General features: G+C 36.8%; 17 protein-coding genes and 1 pseudogene. 9 read left to right on the top strand and 9 right to left on the bottom strand.

Annotated elements, in window-relative coordinates; translation table 11 throughout:
* The 7 genes and pseudogenes from AM305_RS07840 to wecB all read right to left on the bottom strand — a co-directional run.
* Positions 1-726, bottom strand: a pseudogene (locus tag AM305_RS07840) (aminoglycoside phosphotransferase family protein); the annotation flags it as partial.
* 1 nt (position 727) lies between these two features.
* The gene (locus AM305_RS07835; RefSeq protein WP_005824716.1) at positions 728-1,099 is read right to left on the bottom strand and encodes an HAD-IIIC family phosphatase; all 372 of its coding nucleotides are present in this window, start codon (positions 1,097-1,099) and stop codon (positions 728-730) included.
* A gap of 9 nt (positions 1,100-1,108) precedes the next feature.
* Positions 1,109-1,819 (bottom strand): glycosyltransferase family 2 protein, encoded by a 711-nt coding sequence (locus tag AM305_RS07830; protein ID WP_113680049.1) that lies wholly within the window; start codon positions 1,817-1,819, stop codon positions 1,109-1,111.
* Positions 1,820-1,833: 14 nt separating this feature from the next.
* A complete protein-coding gene (locus AM305_RS07825) occupies positions 1,834-3,267 on the bottom strand; it encodes a hypothetical protein (protein WP_005824712.1) in 1,434 nt (477 codons plus the stop codon).
* 3 nt (positions 3,268-3,270) lie between these two features.
* Positions 3,271-6,315: a glycosyltransferase gene (locus AM305_RS07820; RefSeq protein WP_005824710.1), complete on the bottom strand. Its 3,045-nt coding sequence runs from the start codon at positions 6,313-6,315 to the stop codon at positions 3,271-3,273.
* A gap of 40 nt (positions 6,316-6,355) precedes the next feature.
* Positions 6,356-7,624 (bottom strand): UDP-N-acetyl-D-mannosamine dehydrogenase, encoded by a 1,269-nt coding sequence (gene wecC, locus AM305_RS07815; RefSeq protein WP_005824708.1) that lies wholly within the window; start codon positions 7,622-7,624, stop codon positions 6,356-6,358.
* 3 nt (positions 7,625-7,627) lie between these two features.
* Positions 7,628-8,749 carry a non-hydrolyzing UDP-N-acetylglucosamine 2-epimerase gene (gene wecB / locus AM305_RS07810; RefSeq protein ID WP_005824705.1) on the bottom strand — a complete coding sequence of 374 codons (1,122 nt, stop codon included), beginning with the start codon at positions 8,747-8,749 and terminating at the stop codon, positions 7,628-7,630.
* Positions 8,750-8,983: 234 nt separating this feature from the next.
* On the opposite strand from wecB, the gene AM305_RS07805 reads away from it, so the two are divergent.
* The 9 genes from AM305_RS07805 (at position 8,984) to AM305_RS07765 (ending at position 19,428) form a co-directional block, all read left to right on the top strand.
* Positions 8,984-10,156: a polysaccharide biosynthesis/export family protein gene (locus tag AM305_RS07805; protein WP_035294251.1), complete on the top strand. Its 1,173-nt coding sequence runs from the start codon at positions 8,984-8,986 to the stop codon at positions 10,154-10,156.
* Between the two features lie 8 nt (positions 10,157-10,164).
* Positions 10,165-11,289, top strand: coding sequence for a capsule polysaccharide transporter (locus AM305_RS07800; protein WP_005824701.1), 1,125 nt, complete (start codon positions 10,165-10,167; stop codon positions 11,287-11,289).
* Positions 11,289-12,086 (top strand): ABC transporter permease, encoded by a 798-nt coding sequence (locus AM305_RS07795; protein ID WP_005824700.1) that lies wholly within the window; start codon positions 11,289-11,291, stop codon positions 12,084-12,086. The genes AM305_RS07800 and AM305_RS07795 overlap by 1 nt, the downstream gene beginning before the upstream one ends.
* A complete protein-coding gene (locus tag AM305_RS07790; RefSeq protein ID WP_005824698.1) occupies positions 12,083-12,733 on the top strand; it encodes an ABC transporter ATP-binding protein in 651 nt (216 codons plus the stop codon). The genes AM305_RS07795 and AM305_RS07790 overlap by 4 nt, the downstream gene beginning before the upstream one ends.
* A gap of 143 nt (positions 12,734-12,876) precedes the next feature.
* Positions 12,877-14,049, top strand: coding sequence for an FtsH protease activity modulator HflK (gene hflK, locus AM305_RS07785; RefSeq protein WP_005824696.1), 1,173 nt, complete (start codon positions 12,877-12,879; stop codon positions 14,047-14,049).
* Positions 14,049-14,936: a protease modulator HflC gene (gene hflC, locus AM305_RS07780; RefSeq protein ID WP_005821343.1), complete on the top strand. Its 888-nt coding sequence runs from the start codon at positions 14,049-14,051 to the stop codon at positions 14,934-14,936. Before hflK ends, hflC begins: the two co-directional genes overlap by 1 nt.
* Before the next feature lie 77 nt (positions 14,937-15,013).
* Positions 15,014-16,312 (top strand): adenylosuccinate synthase, encoded by a 1,299-nt coding sequence (gene purA, locus AM305_RS07775; RefSeq protein WP_005824694.1) that lies wholly within the window; start codon positions 15,014-15,016, stop codon positions 16,310-16,312.
* A 117-nt stretch (positions 16,313-16,429) separates the two neighbouring features.
* A complete protein-coding gene (thiI, locus tag AM305_RS07770; protein WP_005824693.1) occupies positions 16,430-17,881 on the top strand; it encodes a tRNA uracil 4-sulfurtransferase ThiI in 1,452 nt (483 codons plus the stop codon).
* A 125-nt stretch (positions 17,882-18,006) separates the two neighbouring features.
* A complete protein-coding gene (locus AM305_RS07765) occupies positions 18,007-19,428 on the top strand; it encodes an SPFH domain-containing protein (protein WP_005824692.1) in 1,422 nt (473 codons plus the stop codon).
* 58 nt (positions 19,429-19,486) lie between these two features.
* Here AM305_RS07765 and xthA read toward each other — a convergent pair whose 3' ends face one another.
* Positions 19,487-20,290 carry an exodeoxyribonuclease III gene (gene xthA, locus AM305_RS07760; RefSeq protein WP_005821332.1) on the bottom strand — a complete coding sequence of 268 codons (804 nt, stop codon included), beginning with the start codon at positions 20,288-20,290 and terminating at the stop codon, positions 19,487-19,489.
* A gap of 235 nt (positions 20,291-20,525) precedes the next feature.
* Positions 20,526-21,678, bottom strand: a 1,153-nt coding sequence (locus tag AM305_RS07755; protein ID WP_005824691.1) for a Na+/H+ antiporter family protein, incomplete at its 5' end; no start/stop codon positions are given.

Raw genomic sequence — 21,678 nt, 5'->3', positions numbered from 1 at the left:
CGGTAGTTGTGCAAACCAATTGGCTTCCGCTTCTATTTTTTTTGCAGGAGAACCAGATTTCCAAACTATACCGTTTTCAATTTTTAAATTATTAAATGCTCGCTGTGTTGTAATCGCAGAGCGAGAACGAAAATAAGTATTGATATGGCCTAGATCATACCAACCAAATACTTCCTTATGGATGGACTTGTTATATTCATCAGCATACATATGGACTGATTCAACAAATTTACCCTGAGTAGTCGCCAAAGCTCGGATAAAGTTTTGAGCAATGGCAAAAGAAAAATATCCACACCAAACAAGTGGATTGTTGGTATTCTCTTCAAATTCCCATTCATAGTTATCTTGAGTGCGCACAATTGCAATACAGTTTTCATCTTTGGGGATATCAGTTAATAATGTATCGCCGTGCAATAAGCGCAAAGGCTGATTATATAAGCCCAGTGTATTCCAAACATATAAGATTGCCATACCCAAAGAAAGCCCTTCGGGTACAAAAATAGGGGCAATTCCTAAACTTTGGATCAGTTCCTGTTCATCAATACTGAGTGCATAATCCCTAGGGAGTGAAACAACAATATTTTCTTCTTTAAAAACATTTCGTAAATTTTTGACTTGATAAGTTAATAACTTACGGTTTCCTATCGGCAAAAAACAAGGTGGAATCGCACCAAATTCATTGCGAAATTCATTATTCACATAAGCTGCTGAATTAATTAGTATCATCTTAGTCATCCATTTTTGTTAATTTACGGATCTCTTGATAGCTCATAGTTACAAATTCATTAGGACGAATAGCTCTATCATCTACATAGAAACCATCGTGACCACACCAAGGCTTACCTATATAAACTTCATCATAAGGTACCTCATGTCTATCTAGCCATTCCATAATGATTGGCAAAGTATGTATATTAATCTTGCCAACATTCCCCTCGTAAGTACGCATATTACGACTTGAGCTAATAATGATTTCAAAACCTTGATTCTTGTACTCTCTTAGTTTCTCAATTACATCCAAAATTGGTTTTGCATTACGATAATCACCATTTTCGGTTAAGGTAATGGTATTATCTAGATCCATAATTAAACGCTTCATACTGTAACCTTAGTCTAGTAATGCTTGATATTCGTCAGGTGTGCCACAAAATAAAATCTTATCTTTTGAGATTAAATTATAATAAACAATCGCTTGCTGTGCAATAAGGTCATTATAAAGTGGGGCAACATAATATTCATTTTTTGATGTATTACCTTTGGCTTTTGCATCTAGAAATAGTTTTTCAAATACGGACTTTTTCTGAAAATAATATAATCCATCGCTGCATAAATCAGATATACGTTCTTTTTCTGTAGTACGAATTACTTTTCTGCTATTTTCATTCTCGGGTTTGGCAAAAGACCAGTGGTTACCCACACCCTTAAATACTTCCAAGTAACCATCACACTTATCGACCCAAGTGGGCTTGGTAAAATTCACTATTTTAGAATCAATATTAAAAATATAAATTTCTTCATCGGAATCGATATTTTTTATTCCTTGATAAACTGTATCAGCCTGTCCTAAAGTCTCTTTTGGCAAGCAAATTAGCTCATAATTTGAAATACCTAATTTTTTAATTTCTTTTTCTAAAAAAGTTTTTGTATTGTAGATATCGCGGTATATAAAAATAAATTTATCTGTCGCAAAGTACTTTTCAAAAGAACAAACTGACCAAGCAAAAACAGTTTCACCGTTTAAGTCTAGTTGATATTTGGGTTTTGTATATCCCGCTTTGAAAAAGCGAGAACTCAAGCCTGCCATTGGAATTATAAACACGAATCCCCCTTTTTTTAAATTTGAACATTCATTTGTTGAAATTCAGCAAAACTAATTAAACGAACGCTTGATAGGCGAGCCTTATGAAGAAATGAGTTATCCTTGACAATACTCAATCCGCTCAGCCATGCTTGTATGCCACAATTTATGTGCCCTTGGTATGTTTCTTTTTTATAGTAGCTATACATATAGTGATAGGATAATGAATCCCGTCTATGACAACTCAGTAATGAAAGCATCGGCTCAGGCATACCTATCCATAACTGATCACCCAGCCCAAATCCCCATTCTTGAAATAAATAGTTTGATGTGTCGACCAAAACATTGGTTGATGTTAAATCCTTTATAGATAAAGGTAGTTCATCTCTAAAGAAATAATCTGGGCGAATTTTAATAATCAAATCATACTGTTTGAAATGTTCCTCTCCTAATGTTTCCACCCAATAACTATTATGGTAGTACATTTTTTCAGAATTACTCATTTTATTATAAGGATATTCTTTGTAATTTTTTAAATTAATCTTTATCTCATTGCACCAAGACAAAGATTGATTCAAAATTTCTTTGATCCTTTCAGGAGAATAAAAATTGGCAGTATATTGGAGAAGTTCATTATCAAACTTATTCAAGTCCAAACTATCTTTATTTTCCATAATAAAATTACAAGTAGCTTTATCAAAAATACGGTAAGCATTTTGAAGGTTAAAACGAGTATAGCCAACCTCATCCCAGGTACTAATATAGGCATTTACACAGCCCAATTTTCCAAATTTTTGCATAAAGCGTGGTATTGCATATTCAAATCCTCTTAATTGGCCGCATACAAGTAGAGCAACTTTTAGTCCTGAATTTTTTGCAAGTGGCACCGATTCTTTTTGCAATGATCTGATGCGAGCATCCAAAATAGAGCGATTCAAAGGATCATTATATAATCCGTGTATTTTTAAAAATGCCTGACAAATTTTAATCTCTTCTTGAGTTTGAAACTTCTCTTGCTGAGTGAGTGCTTGTAAAAACGAAATTAGGAATTTTACATTAAGCATCTGCAAAAGATTAGTTTGCTGTGTTCTAAGTAGCTCAATGAAATGACTTACCACTATTGGCTGAGATAAGATAAAATTTAATTGTACCTGAGAGCAGCTTTGCAAAATATTAACCAAATTTTCGATAGAAGTTTTGATAAAAGAGCTAGGCGCAAAATATGCCACATTAACATTAAAAGCCAAATTATGACTTGGTTGGAAACTCCAGTTTTGCTTTAACAAGAATTTATCCAATGCCGTAACTACATTCTTCCAACTACCCCATGGTAGACCTGAAGAATCGCGATAACGAGCAACACTAACTAGATCTGGTCGCTCAAATTGCTTTAGTAGTTCAGAAATCTGTAGGTTCTGATTTTTAATAAGGTTTTCAATATTAGTCTGTGAAAAAATAATGGTATTCATATACTATTTCCTATGAGAGCTATTAGATAAAAATGAAAACATAATTGAATTAATCTCATCTATCTTATTCATATCTGCTTTAAATAACCTACTATGTTCTATGTTGCTGATAGGACTTCCTTCTTCAATCAAAGCCAATATTTGCGATTGACTACCCAAATAATCACTTAGTTTAGACGGTAGATAAGGATTATTCATTTTTAGCCCTTTAGTTTCTGCATCCATCACAATCAATCCATCAAACTGATCGGATAATGCTAAGAAATCGAAGTAGCCCACATATTTTTGGATAATTATTTGATGTCTTAAATCATTTGGAACCTCATTAAGAATACTTTCAGGATCTTGTTGAGTATAGATATACAATTTAAGTCGTTTTTTATAACTATCCTGTAGTTTATTCCACGCTTCAATGAAAGGCTTAAACCCTCTATTAACATAAAATGATCCAAAATAAGCTAAATGAAATATATTAGGCTCTTTTTCTAAGGACGCAACTGAAAGATTATAAAATTCCCTAGGTAATGTAGGTTGAGGTAAAATAATTGCTTTATTACGAATAACATCACGTAATTCCTCATCAGCATAAGAAAGCATATAATCTAATTGATTTTTATTAGTGAAAATTAGTTCGTCAGCATAAAGATAAGCTAGTTTTTCACACCAATAAAATAAATTTTGTTTATCTGATAGATAAATATCTTCAGATACAAAACCTTGTTTTTTTAGCCAATTACTATCTAATTCTTCATAGCGTTCTTTTCCGGAAACATCTACTAAAATAGGATCTGAGAATTCAGCAATCCATTTCATTTGAGGGTATTTCATTTTTATTGTTGCTGCAGCAATATGTGATGCAGGCCACATAGCTCTACTATATAAATTTCTATAAATTTTGCGAGATTTTATAAGTTGATGCGTTGCATCTAATGCTAAATCAACAAATTTTAAAATTGCATTAGCATTAGCAAACGATTGTGGAGCATTTAATTCAATATGTTTACCTACATAGTATTCTGCTATTTTCAATAATTTTTCATCAGTTTCCCTTACCTTATTCATACTATTGGTAATAATATCTACAGGTTTCTCCATCGCACGGATACGCTTACTCATAACTACACCAGAGGTATCAATATAAGGAGCATAACAATAAGAGATTACTAATGTATCAGTAAATAAACTATTCACAGTGCCAATAAAAGCATTATGTAAATCCATTCTTGCAATATCTTGTAAGAACATAGCATAATCAGAAGGATATTTTTCTAAATAATTTTTAATAAAATTAGCTTGTGCATTAATTTTACTTTGTAGAAATATATCAATATTTTTATATTGGCTATCTTTTAAGTCTAAGATAAGATGCTTAATTACTTCTAATCTTTGCAGTACATTAAAGTCATAAGACTCTGCTTTTCTTGAGATAGAGTTACTTCTAATTAAACGTTTATAACTATCTTTTTCATAAGTTGAAATCAATGCAACATTAGGTCTGAATGTATTTAATAGATTACACCAATAGACGACATCTTCCCCACTTCTTAAATTAAAATCATACTGTGTGGCTTTCACCATAAAAGATGGTGCAAGTTTACAAGCATTCATAGTTAATGTTGAAGTTACATCAAAATAACTATAGCTATTCTTTTTAAATGCCTTATCTAATTGATCCATTATCGGACTTCTAATCACTTGACCATTCTCAATATCTTCAATACCTGTAATTGTGATAGTATTAAACATCGCTCTTTGATAAAGAGAATAGAGATAATTAGATGGGACAAAGTCATCATCATCAATAAAAGTAGTAAAGGTTTTTGTTGCCTGCTGTATTCCATAATTACGGGCTTTACTTACATTTCCTTCATTTAATTCATAAACCTTAATATCAAGCTGAGGATAATTAGCTTTAAATCGATCAATTAACTTCGGCGTATTATCTTTTTCGCCATTTATAATAATTAAAACCTCAAATTTGGAGTATGGTAATGTTTGTTCAGCTAATGAAGTTAAGCATTTTAAGATAGTTTTTTCTCCCTTATAGGTAGGTAAAATAACTGTTACTCCATCAACTAATGTAGATACTTCTATTTGGTTATTTAGATATATAGTTGATTCAGCATCCCATAAATGAGTGCCTAATTCAACCCTGCAGACATCAGGGGGGACTAATAAAGTAATATAATCATCTAATTTTCTATTAGTATTTAAATAAAAATAGTACTTATTTAGTCTTTCGCTATATGGTATGTCTATTTTAGATTGAGTTTGTTTTCCTTCTTTGTCATAAAATACAATAGTAAGCAAAACTTGCTTTCCTAAATCTGGCTTATCTAAGCTAAATGTATTTAGTTTTATAATTAATTGAGTGTTTGGGATACAGTCAATAATTTTAGAAAAACCATTATGATTAATTTCCAATATTTCATCATTTGGGGAAAGTTGATATTTATTAAATTCAGTTAAATAATTAAAGTCTATATTTTTTGTCCATTGTAAAATAGGCTTGCTGCTATCCCAACTAATTTCTTTTTTCTCAATCTGCGGTAAAGTGGATTCGATTTGGGGAATATTTTTTATTTTCTTATCTTTACGTAAAGTAAATAAAGTTTTTAATAAATGTTTAAATCCGTTCCAAGACTTAAAACCAAAAATAAGTGCATAACCTAATCTAAAAGACATTGTATTCTTACAATTCTCAGCTTGTAATACAGCTTTCTGATGAGATAAAACTAGATTTTTCTTCTCTGTAGCCCATTCTTTGTATAGTGTTTCATATTCTTTTATTGATTTTGTTAAGGATTCTTTTTCACTATTTAGAATGGCGTTTTGCTCTTTCAATCTAATTATTTTAGTTTCATATTCAAGTAATAAATTACGGAATTCTATAAAGGTTTTACTATAGTTAGATTCTTTTTCTTGAAGACTATTATCTTTACTTGACAAGGATTCTGAATTTATTTTCCCTAATTTTTCTTTAAATTTTTTGAATTTATTTCGCTTAGATTTCATTTCTATGATAGTTTCCCATATCTTAATATTCATTAAAGTAGGCTTTACTGCCTACTTTAATGAAATAAATAGCTTACCAAATCCCCTTAGTATCCACCACAACCAAATTATCCGGTAATGTTTGAACTTCTTTAAATTGTTTGTGATCGACTAATAAGACTAAAACATCTGCTTCTTTAAGTGCGGTTGAAAAATCGAATAATTTAATACCTTTTTCCTGTAATTTTTTCGGTAATGTTTCGACATTCGGCTCAACGGCTACAATTTGATTTGGATATTTTTCTGCCAATGCCACAGTAATTTTTACGGCAGGGCTTTCTCGTAAATCGTCAATATCAGGTTTGAATGCTAAGCCTAAACAAGCGATTTTAACTTCATTGATCGATTTACTTGGGTTATTTTGTAGTACTTGAACAACAGCGTTATTGACTTTATCCATTACCCACGTTGGTTTTCCATCATTTACCAAGCGAGCAGTGTGGATCAATTTCGCTAAATCAGGCGTTTTGTTTACAATAAACCACGGATCAACGGCAATACAGTGTCCGCCAACGCCGCAGCCCGGTTGTAAAATATTGACACGAGGGTGGCGGTTAGCAAGAGAAATGAGTTCCCAAACGTTGATATTTAATTTATCGCAAATAATCGAAAGTTCGTTCGCAAAAGCGATATTGACATCACGGAATGAATTTTCGGTTAATTTGCACATTTCAGCGGTGCGGCTGTTAGTCACTACGCAATCGCCTTTTACAAAAGTTTTGTATAATTTAACCGCTTGTTCGGAGCATTTTGGCGTCATACCGCCAATAATGCGGTCGTTTTCAATAAGCTCTCTCATTACTTGCCCCGGTAATACACGTTCTGGGCAATGAGCAATGCGAATATCTGAATTTTCACCATTTTGTTGTGGGAAGGTGAGATCTGGACGGGCTAAAGCAAGCCATTCTGCCATTTGTTCCGTTGCTCCCACTGGTGATGTGGACTCTAAAATCACTAAGTCACCTTTTTTAAGTACTGGAGCGATAGCTTTACTTGCAGCTTCAATGTAGCTTAAATCTGGTTCGTAATCATTGCCTTTAAATGGCGTTGGAACAGCAATTAAAAAGGCTTCAGCAGCTTCGGGCGTTAATGTTGCTTTTAACATTCCTTTGCTAACACATTCTTGAACAGCAATATCTAAATCAGGTTCAACAATGTGAATTTTCCCTTGGTTAATCGTTTCTACTGCGTGTTGATTAACGTCTACGCCAATAACTTTAACGCCGTGTTGGGCAAATGCAGCAGCAGTCGGTAGCCCAATATAACCTAAACCGACTACAGAAATCGTATTAAAAGTTGTCATTTTTTATTCCTTATTTGTATTTTGTAAAATTTCGATAATTTGTTGAACCGCTGTGCCATCGCCGTAAGGATTGTGTGCTTCAGCCATTTCTTGATAAGCCTTTTCGTCCGTTAATAATAAATCAACTTGCTCAATAATTTTGTCTTTTGATGTGCCGACTAATTTTACTGTGCCGGCTTCAACGGCTTCAGGGCGTTCTGTGGTATCACGCATCACTAAAACGGGCTTGCCTAGCGAAGGGGCTTCTTCTTGAATACCGCCTGAGTCTGTCAAAATAATATGAGATAGTCTCATTAAATAAACAAAGGCTAAATAATCTTGTGGTTCAATAAGATGAATATTTGCTTTGCCAACCAATAAACGGTTTACAGGCTCTCTCACATTTGGGTTTAAATGGACAGGGTAAACAAATTGTACTTCAGGATGTTTTTCTGCCAATGATAAAATTGCTTGGCAAATATTCTCAAAACCTTCACCAAAGTTTTCTCTGCGATGCCCTGTAATTAAAACGGTTCTTTTACCGGATAAGTAGTGGAATTGCTGTTTAAATTGTTCAGACAAGCGGTCATTTTTGTCCAATTTTTCGCAAACTAACAATAAAGCGTCAATTACCGTATTGCCCGTGACGAAAATTTTTTCAGGGGCAATGTTCTCTTTGAGTAAATTATTTTGCGTACTTTCTGTTGGTGCAAAATGATATTTCGCTAAGGCGGCTGTTAATTTGCGGTTACCTTCTTCTGGCCAAGGGGAATAAATGTCGCCGGTACGCAAACCTGCTTCTATATGCGCAATATCAATTTGATTGTAATATGCGGCTAAAGAAGTGGCTAACGTTGTTGCGGTATCACCGTGTACGAAAATGGTATTTGGTTTATATTCATCTAAAACAGGCTGGATTTTTTCTAGAATACTGCTGGTTACTGTCGATAAAGTTTGCTTTTTGCTCATAATATCGAGGTCAAAATCAGGCGTGATGTCAAATAATTCTAAAACTTGATCTAACATTTGGCGGTGTTGTGCTGTAACACAAACTTTAAAATCCAATCCTCTTTGTTTAAATCCTTCAACCAAGGGTGCCATTTTTATTGCTTCGGGGCGAGTGCCGAATACGATGAGTGATTTCATTAAATTATCCTTTTTTATATTATATTGATAACTAAAATGTAAATTCCTTTATTATCAATATGTTATTATTGTAGTTAGTTAGTTAGTTAGTTAGTTAGTTAGGCGTCAAGTATAGTGGAATAACACGAGTTTTTTAACATAATTTAGCATAATTTACAAATTATACAGATGAAAAAAATGCTTTTAGGGTATAATCAAATTATTTTGTAAGTTAAAGACATATATAGGGTAATGATGAAAAATAGAAAATTCTCTATGGCGGTAGTGCTATTAAGTGTATTTCTAGGTGCTTGTAATTCTCTTCCAACCTCGGGCCCAAGTTATAGTAAGGTAATTGAGGTGAATGGAAATCAACCTTTGCCAGACGTTAATGTTGTAGAGTTGAATAATCAAATTGTACAAGATTTATATCTTTCACAAAAAAATCAACTTTTTTCTGGATTTGATGGGTTACAAGGTAGTGGTGGATATGCAGGTGTTGCAAATGTAGGAGATATGCTAGAAATCTCTATTTGGGAGGCCCCTCCAGCGGTGTTGTTCGGTGGTACTTTTTCTGCAGAAGGGCAAGGAAGTGGTCATTTAACTCAGTTACCTCCTCAAATGATTAGCAGTAATGGTACTGTTTCCGTGCCTTTTTTAGGTAATATTCGTGTTGCAGGTAAGTCTCCTGAAGCTATTCAAGCGCAAATTGTAGGCGGTTTGGCTCGTAAAGCAAATCAGCCTCAGGCGTTGGTGCGTATTGTCAATAATAATTCAGCCGATGTTACTGTTATCCGTCAGGGGAATACTATTCGTATGCCACTCACTTCTGTGGGCGAACGTGTGCTAGATGCGGTTTCTGCAGTAGGAGGCTCAACAGCCGATGTGCAAGATGTAACCATTCAGCTTACTCGTGGTCATCAAGTAAAAACACTTTCTTTTGAAACCTTAATTGCTGATCCAACGCAAAATATTACGTTGCGTGCCGGTGATGTGGTTTCTCTCTTAAATACGCCTTATAGCTTTACCGGTTTAGGGGCAGTTGGTTCAAATCAACAGGTTAAATTCTCAACGAGAGGCATTACTCTTGCTGAAGCTATTGGCAAAATGGGGGGCTTAATAGATGATCGTTCTGATCCTCGTGGTGTCTTCGTGTTCCGTCATATTCCATTTAATCAATTAGATGCTGCGCAACAACAAATTTGGGCAGAAAAAGGTTATGGCGTAGGCTTTGATGTGCCAACAGTTTATCGAGTGGATTTGTTAGATCCGAAATCGATGTTTTTATTACAACGCTTCCCAATGCAAGATAAAGATATTGTCTATGTATCAAATGCACCATTGGCGGAGTTCCAAAAATTCTTGAGAATGATCTTCTCTTTAACAACGCCGGTAACAGGCGCAGTTAATAATGTTAAGGCGTTATAGGGGGAATAATGACAACGTTAAATAAACCGGCAACACCCAAAAAGAAAAAATGGTTTGCTAAGCCTTTATTTTGGTTAACCGTAATTTTGCCAACCGCTTTTTCAACGGTTTATTTTGGGGTGGTGGCTTCCGATATTTATATTTCTGAATCTAGCTTTGTGGTGCGCTCACCAAAAAACCAATCCTCATTAACTGGTTTTGGGGCATTGTTGCAAGGTTCGGGCTTTTCTCGTTCGCAAGATGATTCTTACACAGTGCAAGAATATATGCGTTCTCGCACGGCATTAGAGCAGTTGCAACAAGAATTGCCGGTAAAATCCTTTTATGATTCGCAAGGGGATATTCTCAGCCGTTTTAATGGATTTAAATTAAACGATTCGCAAGAAGCATTTTTCCGTTATTTTAAAGATCGGTTAAGTATCGACCTTGATTCTGTTTCAGGCATTGCGACTTTACGTGTGCGAGCTTTTAAGCCGGAAGAAGGGCAGCAAATTAACCAAAAATTACTGAGTTTAGGTGAAGAGCTGATTAACCGTTTAAATGAACGTGCAAGAAAAGATACTTTGGAATACGCTGAACAAGCGGTCGAAGATGCGGAAAAAAATGTAAATGACACCGCTGAGGCGTTAAGTAAATATCGGATCAAAAATAAAATTTTTGATTTACCGGCGCAATCCGGCGTGCAGCTTTCGTTAATTTCAACTTTAAAAAGTGAGTTAATTCGGGTTGAAACGCAGTTAGCTCAGTTAGTGTCGATTACCCCGGATAATCCACAAGTGCCGGCGTTGGAAATGCGCCAAAAAAGTTTGCGTAAAGAGATTGAGCAACAATCGAAAAACCTTTCCGGCAGCAATAATTCGATTGCGACCCAAACCTCTGAATATCAGCGTTTAGTGTTAGCAAATGAGTTAGCGCAGCAACAATTAACCGCAGCAATGACTTCGCTCCAAAACACGCGCGGGGAGGCAGATCGCCAGCAGCTTTATTTAGAGGTGATCAACAAACCAAGCCAGCCGGATTGGGCGTTAGAGCCTCATCGTTTGTATAATATTTTAGCTACCTTCATTATTGGCTTAATGCTTTATGGAGTGCTAAGTTTGTTAATTGCAAGTATAAGAGAGCATAAAAACTAATGCGATACGGTGATAGAACAACCTTCAAACGTTCTCGGGTTATTCAAGGTAGGGTTATTTATGCCCTGCTGATGCGTGAAATTATTACCCGTTACGGGCGAAAAAATATCGGTTTTTTATGGCTTTTTGTTGAGCCGTTAATGATGACGCTATTGATTACGTTGCTTTGGAAATTTGCTCGAGCCAATCAGGTTTCTACGCTAAATATTGTTGCTTTTGCCATTACCGGTTACCCGTTAATGATGATGTGGCGCAATGCTTCAGGGCGTGCCATTGGTGCCGTTTCAGCCAATTTAAGTCTGCTTTATCATCGTAATGTTAGGCCCTTAGATACCATTTTTGCCCGTATGCTATTAGAAATTGCCGGGGCGACTACAGCACAAATTTTCATTATGATAGTGTTTATTGCAATAGATTGGATTAGCGTACCGCAAGATACATTGTATATGGTGATGGCGTGGTTATTAATGGCAATCTTTGCAGTTGGCTTAGGGTTAATTATTTGTGCCATTGCCCAAAAATATGAAGCTTTTGGTAAAATTTGGGGTACGTTGAGTTTTGTGTTTATGCCGTTATCCGGCGCATTCTTTTTATTACACACACTTCCGCAGCAAGCTAAAGAGGTTCTGCAATGGGTGCCGATGATTAGCGGTACGGAAATGTTCCGTCACGGATATTTTGGCGAATCAGTTACCACCTATGAAAATATTGGTTTCTTGATTGTTTGTGATTTGGCGATGTTATTAGTGGGTTTAATAATGGTAAAGAATTTTAGTAAAGGGATTGAACCTCAATGATTAGCGTGAAAAATGTCAGCAAACGTTATCATACTCGCAACGGTTGGAAAACGGTGTTACAAGATATTAATTTTGAGCTTAAAAAAGGTGAAAAAATTGGGATTTTAGGACGCAACGGTTCGGGAAAATCTACCCTTATTCGTTTAATGAGCGGTGTTGAACCACCAACAAGCGGTGTAATTGATCGGCGAATGAGTATTTCTTGGCCGTTGGCTTTTAGTGGCGCATTTCAGGGCAGTTTAACGGGAATGGATAATTTGCGTTTTATCAGCCGGATTTATGGTACGGATCTTGAGTATATGCAACATTTTACCGAAGAATTTTCCGAGCTCGGTGATTATTTATATGAGCCGGTAAAGAAGTATTCATCAGGTATGAAAGCTCGCCTTGCCTTTGCTATTTCTCTTTCTGTGGAATTTGATTGCTATTTGATTGATGAAGTAATTGCTGTGGGTGACTCACGCTTTTCTGAAAAATGTAAATATGAGCTATTTGAAAAGCGTAAAGATCGCTCTATTATCCTTGTTTCTCATAGTCCTGCCGCAATTAAAGAATATTGCGATAATGCCATGGTGTTAAATAATGGGATTATGCATAAATTTGATAATATGGATGAAGCATATAAGTTTTATCACTCTTCCTTATAGTAATAATTAACATATGAATATGTAAGTTTTCTCCTACGGTATCAATTTAGGAAATTAGTAAATCTTCACTAGTAAAATGAGTAACAAATCGGTAAAATCCCAAAGTTACATTTTATTAACCAATGCGAATTTTGGAGAGCATTATGTCGTGGAATGAATCAGGCAATCAAGACCCATGGGGAAAGCCGGGGCAAAAGAAGCCTGAGCAGCAAGGTCAAGAGACAAAAGAGCCTAAAAATAGTGAACAACAACCGCCTGATTTAGAAGAAGCGTTTAGTAGTTTACTTAGAAAAATGGGGGGGAATAAAAATACGAATAACCCTCAGCCTGCTCCTTTAGGAAAATTTCTTCCTGCGATAATTGCGTTAAGTGTTTTTGTTTGGGGAGCTTCTGGTTTTTATACGGTGCAAGAAGCTGAGCGCGGTGTCATTACACGTTTTGGTAAGCTGCATGACATCGTGATGCCTGGGTTGAATTGGAAACCAACATTAATTGATGAGGTTATTCCGGTCAATATTGAACGTGTATCTGAATTAAATACGAGTGGTTCAATGCTAACTCAAGATGAAAATATGGTTCAGGTAGAGATGACGGTTCAATATCGCATTGAAGATCCAGCAAAGTTTTTATTTAATGTTAATAATCCAAGAGATAGCTTAAAACAAGCAACAGATAGTGCGTTGCGCTATGTTATCGGTCATATGAAGATGGATGAGATCTTAACAACAGGACGAGCGACTGTGCGTGAAAAAACCTGGAATGCTCTGCGAGACATTATTAAAACTTATGATATGGGGTTATTGATTACAGACGTAAACTTCCAATATGCTCGTCCACCGGAAGAGGTCAAAGCGGCTTTTGATGATGCGATTAAAGCTCAAGAAGATGAACAGCGTTTGATTCGTGAAGCAGAAGCCTATGCAAGAGGAAAAGAGCCGATTGCTCGAGGTCAAGCACAACGTATTGTAGAGCAAGCAACTGCTTACAAAGAAAAAGTAGTGTTAGAAGCAAAAGGGGAAGTGGAGCGTTTAGTTAAATTACTGCCGGAATATAAAGCAGCGCCGGAACTTACTCGTGAACGCCTTTATATTCAAACAATGGAAAAGGTAATGAAAAATACACCTAAGATTATTATGGAAAGTAACGCAAATAATCTGAATGTGCTTCCGATTGATAAATTCTTTGGTAATACTCAAGCGGTTAAAAAACAAGAGGGAGATGCTCAGGTTGTGCCTCAAGCGGTTCAGCCTACGATTGTACAACCTCAAGTGCAAACTCAGCCTGAAGCAGTTGAAACACGTAGAGGGAGATTCTAATGCGTAAATTATTCTTACCTGTATTGGCTGTTTTAGCTTTTGTACTTTTTCAATCTGTAACCATCGTGCCTGAAGGCACTCGAGCAATTATGCTACGCTTTAATAAAGTTCAACGTGATGGGGAACAAAAAGTTGTTGTATATTCTCCAGGGCTTCATTTCAAAGTCCCTTTTATGGATAGTTTGAAAGTCTTAGACGCTCGTATTCAAACATTAGATGGAAAAGAAGATCGTTTTGTTACGGTTGAGAAAAAAGACCTATTGGTTGATTCATATGTAAAATGGAAGATTAGTGATTTTGGTCAATTTTATACTTCGACCGGTGGCGATTATCAAAAAGCGTCAGATCTTCTTCGTCGCAAGGTTAATGATCGTTTACGCTCTGAAATTGGTTCAAGAACGATCAAAGATATTGTTTCCGGTTCTCGTGGTGAGCTAATGGCTGGTGCACAAAAAGCATTAAATGATGGTGATGATGGTGCAGAAAAACTAGGGATCGAAGTTGTTGATGTTCGTGTTAAGCAAATCAATCTCCCAAATGAAGTATCATCTTCTATTTATCAACGGATGCGAGCGGAGCGTGATGCCGTTGCCCGTGAGCACCGTTCACAAGGTGAAGAGAAAGCGGAATTCATTAAAGCTGAAGTCGATAAGAAAGTCATTCTAATTGAAGCGACAGCACGAAAAACAGCAGATGAATTACAAGGGGAAGGCGATGCAATGGCAGCCAAGATCTACGCACAAGCATTAGGTCAAGAACCTGAATTCTACCGTTTTATTCGTAGCTTAAAAGCATATGAAGCGACTTTTGCTGAAGGACAAAACAATATGATGATTGTTAAACCGGATAGCGAGTTTCTACGCTTTATGAAGGCTCCTACAAAATAATTGTATCTATAAGACCCGATCTATTCGGGTCTTTTTTACGTTTTTAAATTAAACTCCAACAAAAAGAGGCAATTCCTATGGGTAAAAGTGTTGCTATTCTCGGCGCTCAATGGGGCGATGAAGGGAAAGGTAAAATCGTAGATCTATTAACAGATCGTGTGAAATATGTTGTGCGTTATCAAGGTGGACATAATGCAGGACATACATTGATTATTAATGGTGAAAAAACCGTATTACGCCTTATTCCAAGCGGTATTTTACGTGATAATGTGACTTGCTTAATTGGTAATGGTGTGGTGCTTTCGCCGGATGCCCTAATGAAAGAAATGGGCGAATTAGAAGCTCGCGGCATTAACGTTCGTGATCGTTTAAAAATTTCGGAAGCTTGTCCGTTAATTTTACCATATCATGTAGCGATGGATCACGCTCGTGAAGCTGCTTTAGGTAAAAATAAAATTGGAACAACAGGTCGTGGAATTGGTCCGGCATATGAAGATAAAGTTGCTCGCCGTGGTTTACGTGTAAGCGATCTCTTCAATAAAGAAGCCTTTGCTGAAAAATTAAAAAACATTTTAGATTACTATAACTTCCAGCTAGTTCATTATTACAAAGTAGAGCCGGTTGATTATCAAAAAACATTAGATGATGTCTTTGCGATTGCTGATGTGATTAAAGGTATGGTTGCTGATGTTACAACACTGCTTCATGATGCACGCAAAGAGGGCGCAAACATTCTTTTCGAAGGCGCACAAGGTACAATGTTGGATATTGACCACGGTACTTATCCGTTTGTAACCAGTTCGAATACTACCGCAGGTGGTGTGGCAACCGGTTCGGGTTATGGTCCTCGTAATTTAGATTATGTATTAGGTATTATTAAAGCTTACTGTACCCGTGTTGGTTCAGGTCCATTTACTACTGAATTATTTGATGAGGTAGGGGCAGAAATTGCTCGTAAAGGGAATGAATTTGGTGCGGTAACCGGTCGCCCACGTCGTTGTGGTTGGTTTGATGCCGTTGCAGTGCGCCGTGCGATCCAAATTAACTCAATTTCAGGTTTCTGTATGACGAAATTAGATGTCTTAGATGGCTTTGATGAGTTGAAGATTTGTGTCGCTTATAAATTACCAAACGGTAAAATTGTTGAATATTCGCCACTTGCCGCAGCAGATTGGGAAGGCGTTGAGCCGATTTATGAAACTTTACCAGGCTGGAAAGAAAATACTTTCCGTGTGACGAAATTAGAAGACTTACCTCAAAATGCGATTAACTACATCAAACGTATTGAAGAAGTTTTAGGTGTGCCTGTGGATATTCTTTCTACCGGTCCTGATCGTGTTGAAACAATGATTCTTCGCGATCCGTTTGCTGCATAATAAGGCATTACATTAATTTTAGGAAATACACGGGGGCTTCTCCGTGTATTTTTATTTTTAGAATTGGTAAAATATCGGGCAAATTTAACCGCTTATACAAATATAACTGATTAAAATATGAAATTTATTATTAAACTTTTCCCTGAAATTATGATTAAAAGCGATTCCGTGCGTAAACGCTTTATCAAAATTTTAACTTCCAATATCCGTAATGTTTTACTGCGTGAAACAGAAAATGTTGCCGTGATTCGTAACTGGGACTTTATTGAAGTGCGAGCAAAAGTCGCTGAAGAAGCTCCGTTAGTATTGGATTTACTCAAACGCACCCCAGGTATTCATCATATTCTTGAAGTGGAAGAAATGCCGTTTACCACAATGCACGATATTTTTGAGCATACACTCGCAAAAGTAAAAGAGGAATTGGAAGGTAAAACCTTCTGCGTGCGTGTTCGCCGTAAAGGTAAGCACGATTTCCGCTCCCTTGATGTGGAACGCTATGTGGGCGGTGGCTTAAATCAGCATATCGAATCGGCGAGTGTGAAATTGACTAACCCTGATGTAACGGTGCGTATTGATATTGACCACGATAAGATGTTGTTAATCAAAGCTCGCCACGAAGGTTTAGGCGGTTATCCGATTGGTACACAGGAAGATGTGTTATCGCTGATTTCAGGCGGTTTTGACTCTGGCGTATCAAGTTATATGCTAATTCGCCGTGGTTCTCGTGTGCATTACTGCTTCTTCAATCTTGGCGGTGCGGCGCACGAAATCGGTGTGAAACAGATGGCGTACCATATTTGGAGCCGTTACAGCTCGTCCCATAAAGTCCGTTTTGTGGCAATCAACTTTGAAAATGTGGTCGGTGAAATTTTAGAAAAAGTCGATAACGGACAGATGGGCGTGGTACTAAAACGTATGATGGTGCGTGCCGCCAGCAAAATTGCTGAACGTTTTGATATTCAAGCGATTGTCACGGGCGAAGCATTAGGGCAAGTATCAAGCCAAACCTTGACGAACTTACGCTTAATCGACAAGGCTTCCGATACCTTAGTGTTACGTCCGTTGATTACCCACGATAAAGAGCAAATTATCGCAATGGCAAAAGAGATTGGCACAGATGATATTGCCAAATCGATGCCAGAATTTTGTGGCGTGATTTCAAAAAATCCAACGGTTAAAGCGATTGAAAGCAAAATTATCGAAGAAGAAGGGCATTTCAACTTTGACGTTCTCGAACAAGCGGTGCAAAACGCCCATTATTTAGATATTCGTGAGATCGCTCAACAGACTGAAAAAGAAGTCGTATCCGTTGAAACCACTTCTGAATTAGGCGAAAACGATGTGATCTTAGATATTCGTAGCCCTGAAGAAGTGGACGAAAAACCGTTCAGCCTTGAAGGGGTTGAAGTCAAAGAGCTACCGTTCTATAAATTATCTAGTCAGTTTGGAGCACTTGATCAATCGAAGAACTATTTACTTTATTGCCAACGTGGTGTGATGAGTAAACTACAAGCTCTTTATCTAAAAGAGAATGGCTTTAGTAATGTGAAAGTATTTCGTGAGAAATAGCTAATAAATGGCACGTGTTTTACGTGCCATTATTTTTATGCAAAGAATTTTGCAAGAAATGCTTGAAATTTGATCGCTTGATGATTATATAAAAAATGTCTTTTATTTATCAATGGAGGTTGAAAATGTACATTCTTTCTGGATTTATTTTTGTAGTATTGGTTGTCATCACATTAGTTATTGCATTGTTATTTCGCCGTGTAGTAAAAACAAATGAGGTACATATAGTTCAATCTGGTGGAAAAACAACCTCTTATGGCAAAGATACGGGCAATGGTAATGTTTACTATGCTTTCCCTTCTTGGTTGCCGGTTATTGGGGTAAGCACGATTGTCTTACCGGTATCGGTTTTTTCTATCAAAATTGATAATTATGAGGCATATGATTTAGAACGTTTACCGTTTGTGGTAGATATTACGGCATTTTTCCGAGTCGCTGATTCTAATTTGGCGGCACAACGGGTTTCTGATTTCCATGATATGAATATTCAATTAGTTGATATTATTCAGGGCTCGGTTCGTTCAATTCTCTCTAGCCGTAATTTGAATGATATTTTACAAGTACGTTCAGAATTAGGCGATGATTTTACTCTTGCCGTAAAAGAGCAGCTGAAAAATTGGGGGATTGAACCGGTTAAAAACATTGAGTTAATGGATATTCGAGACAGTGGTAACTCCAAAGTCATTTTCAATATTATGGAAATTAAAAAGTCCTTTATTGAAAAAGAGAGCCGTATTGAAGTCGCCCGTAACCAAAAAGAAGCACAAATCGCAGAAATTGAAGCGAAGAAAGAAGCGGATGTAAAACGTCAAGAAGCGGAAAAAGCCGTGGGTTTGAAAACTGTTGAGAATCAACGTGAAGTGGCTGTTTCTAACGAGCAGGCGCAACAGCTGGTTAAAGAGCAAGAAAAGATCACGAAAGAACGTGAAATGGAAGTGAAACGGGTTGCAGAGATCAAACAAGCAGAAATTGCAAAAGATGTTGAAATCGTGAAAGCGGATCAGGAAAAACGTACGCAAGAGATTAAAGCTGAAGCAAATAAAAACGCTTTGATTATTGATTCTGAAGCGGAACGCCAACATCAGATCTTAGTGGCAGAAGGGGAAAAACAAAAAGCATTTTTAGCAGCAGAAGCCTTGCTTGAAACAAAAGATAAAGAAGCACAAGGTATTGCTAAAATAGGTGCTGCGGAAGCTGAAGCAAAACAAAAATTAGAGATTTCATTGGTTTCAGGTCAAATCGAACTTGCGAAAGAGATCGGTGGAAATGAAGGTTATCAAAGTTATTTAATCAGTATCCGTCAAATCGAAGCGAATCAAGCTATTGGTATTGAACAAGCTAAAGCATTGTCTCATTCTGATATGAAATTTATCATTAATGATGAAAGAGTCGATAAAGGTATTCAGCGAGTAGGCGAGTTATTCAGTTCAACTGGTGGCACAAAAATTGCGGCAACCTTAGAAGGATTGAATCAATCTGAATTAGGAAAAGCGCTCATTGGTAAGCTTTTAGGTGGTGATGAAAATAAGCTTAAATCAGATAAATAGTGCGTAATGAACTAAAAATACCGAGCAATGCTCGGTATTTTGTTATCTCTATTTAGCGTTATTTAAACACAGCCCAAACCGGTGAATGATCGGACGGTTTTTCCATCGCACGGATCTCAAGATCGATGCCTGTTTCTACACAACGTTCAGCCAGTGATTTAGAGGCTAAGACTAAATCGATGCGTAAGCCTCGGTTATCATCAAAGCCTTTTGAGCGATAATCAAACCACGAAAATTTATCAGCGGCTAAAGGGTTCATTGCTCTAAAGGTATCAACCAATCCGTATCCATATAAGCGATCAAGCCATTCACGTTCTTCCGGTAAGAAAGAACATTTACCATCTCTTAACCAACGTTTGCGGTTAGCTTCACCAATACCAATATCTAAATCCGTTGGGCTAATGTTCATATCGCCCATAATGATAATCGGGTTTTCCGGTTTAAGCTGATTTTCTAAATAATGTTGCAAATCCGCATAAAATTTTGCTTTTGCCGGGAATTTGGTTTCATGGCTACGATTTTCGCCCTGTGGAAAATAGCCATTTAAAACGGTGAGAGTTCCAAATTCAGTTTCAATATCTGCCATGATCATCCGTTTTTGAGCATCTTCAGCATCAGTAGGAAAGCCTTTACGTACTGCAAGCGGTGCTTTTTTGGTAAGTAGTGCAACGCCATAATGCCCTTTTTGCCCGTGATGAAAAACATGATAGCCCAAGTGATTAACCAAATCATAAGGGAAGTCTTCATCAGCCACTTTAATTTCTTGCAAGCCGATAACATCAGGTTGATGTTTTTCAATAATTGCCTCAAGTTGATGAGGTCTTGCTCTTAAGCCATTGATATTAAAAGAGATAAATTTCATTCTGTTTCCTTTGCATAAAAATAGCAAATCTCCTAAGAAAAATGACCGCTTGTCGATTGCTTAGGAGATTTGTAAAACTAATTATGATTAAATATAGATTATAGTCGTTGCTCAAACATTCAATTTATCTTGTAGGGGCGGGGTTTATCCCCGCCCGAGTATCAATGATTATTTGCGGGTGGGGATAAACCCCACCCCTACGAAAATTATATGAGCGTTACATAATCCGCAATATTTACAGCGTCATTGCTGCAATCCACCCAAAAATAATCAACGGAATATTAAAGTGGATAAAGGTTGGTACAACAGAATCCCAAATGTGATCGTGTTTTCCGTCTGCGTTTAAACCCGATGTTGGACCAAGCGTTGAGTCTGAAGCCGGAGAACCAGCATCGCCTAATGCCGCAGCAACACCTACAATTGACATGGTTGCTAGCGGTGAAAAACCGAACGCAAGGCAAAGTGGTACGTAAATTGAGGTAATAATTGGCACCGTTGAGAATGATGAACCAATACCCATTGTAATAAGCAAACCAACGATTAACATTAAAAAGGCTGCCGTTCCTTTACTATCAATAGAACCACGTAAACCTTCTACTAATTCAGCAACGCCACCCGTTGAGTTTACGACATTAGCGTAACCTGATGCTGCAATCATCACAAAACCGATCATTGCCATTAAACGTAAGCCGTCTTGGAATATGTCATTTGATTGTTTTAATCTAAAAACACCACCCAAAGCAAAAATAGTCAGACCGACTAAACCTCCCATAATGGTTGAATTTGTCGCTAACTGCGTTGAACAAGTAGCTAAAATAGCAATAATACTCAACCAAATATGGAAAGGTTTCACTTTCGCTACTCTTGCCTCAATATCAGCACTGCTTTGCTCTTTAACGCTCGCCACATAAGTACGTGGTTTACGATAAGAAACAAAAAAGGCAAATAATAAACCAATGATCATTCCGCTAACCGGAATTGCCATCGCTTTTGTCATTTCTGCCGTACTTGCAACTAAACCAAAAGATTCGCCGGCTTTGTTGATATTTTTGACCAAGATACTTTCAATAAAGATCTGTCCGAAACCTGCAGGGATTAACATATACGTTGCCGTTAAACCAAAGGTTAAGGCGCAAGCTACGGCTCGGCGGTCAATGTTTAATTGGTTCATCACGCCTAATAGTGGTGGTACAACAATTGGGATAAACGCAATATGAATTGGAATTAAGTTTTGAGATGAAATCGCAAAAGCGGTTAATACAAATAAAATAATGTACTTAAACCAAAATACCGAACGATCAGAAGGGCGTTTGCCAAAGTGTGAAATCACTTTATACGCTAATAAATCAGTTACACCGGATTTTGATAAAGCAACCGCAAAAGCGCCT

Origin of the sequence: Actinobacillus minor NM305 (assembly GCF_000175195.1) — a bacterium.
GTDB classification, from domain to species: Bacteria; Pseudomonadota; Gammaproteobacteria; order Enterobacterales; family Pasteurellaceae; genus Haemophilus_A; species Haemophilus_A minor.
Note: the sequence above shows the minus strand (reverse complement) of the source record. Positions and strands in the feature narration are given on the sequence as shown.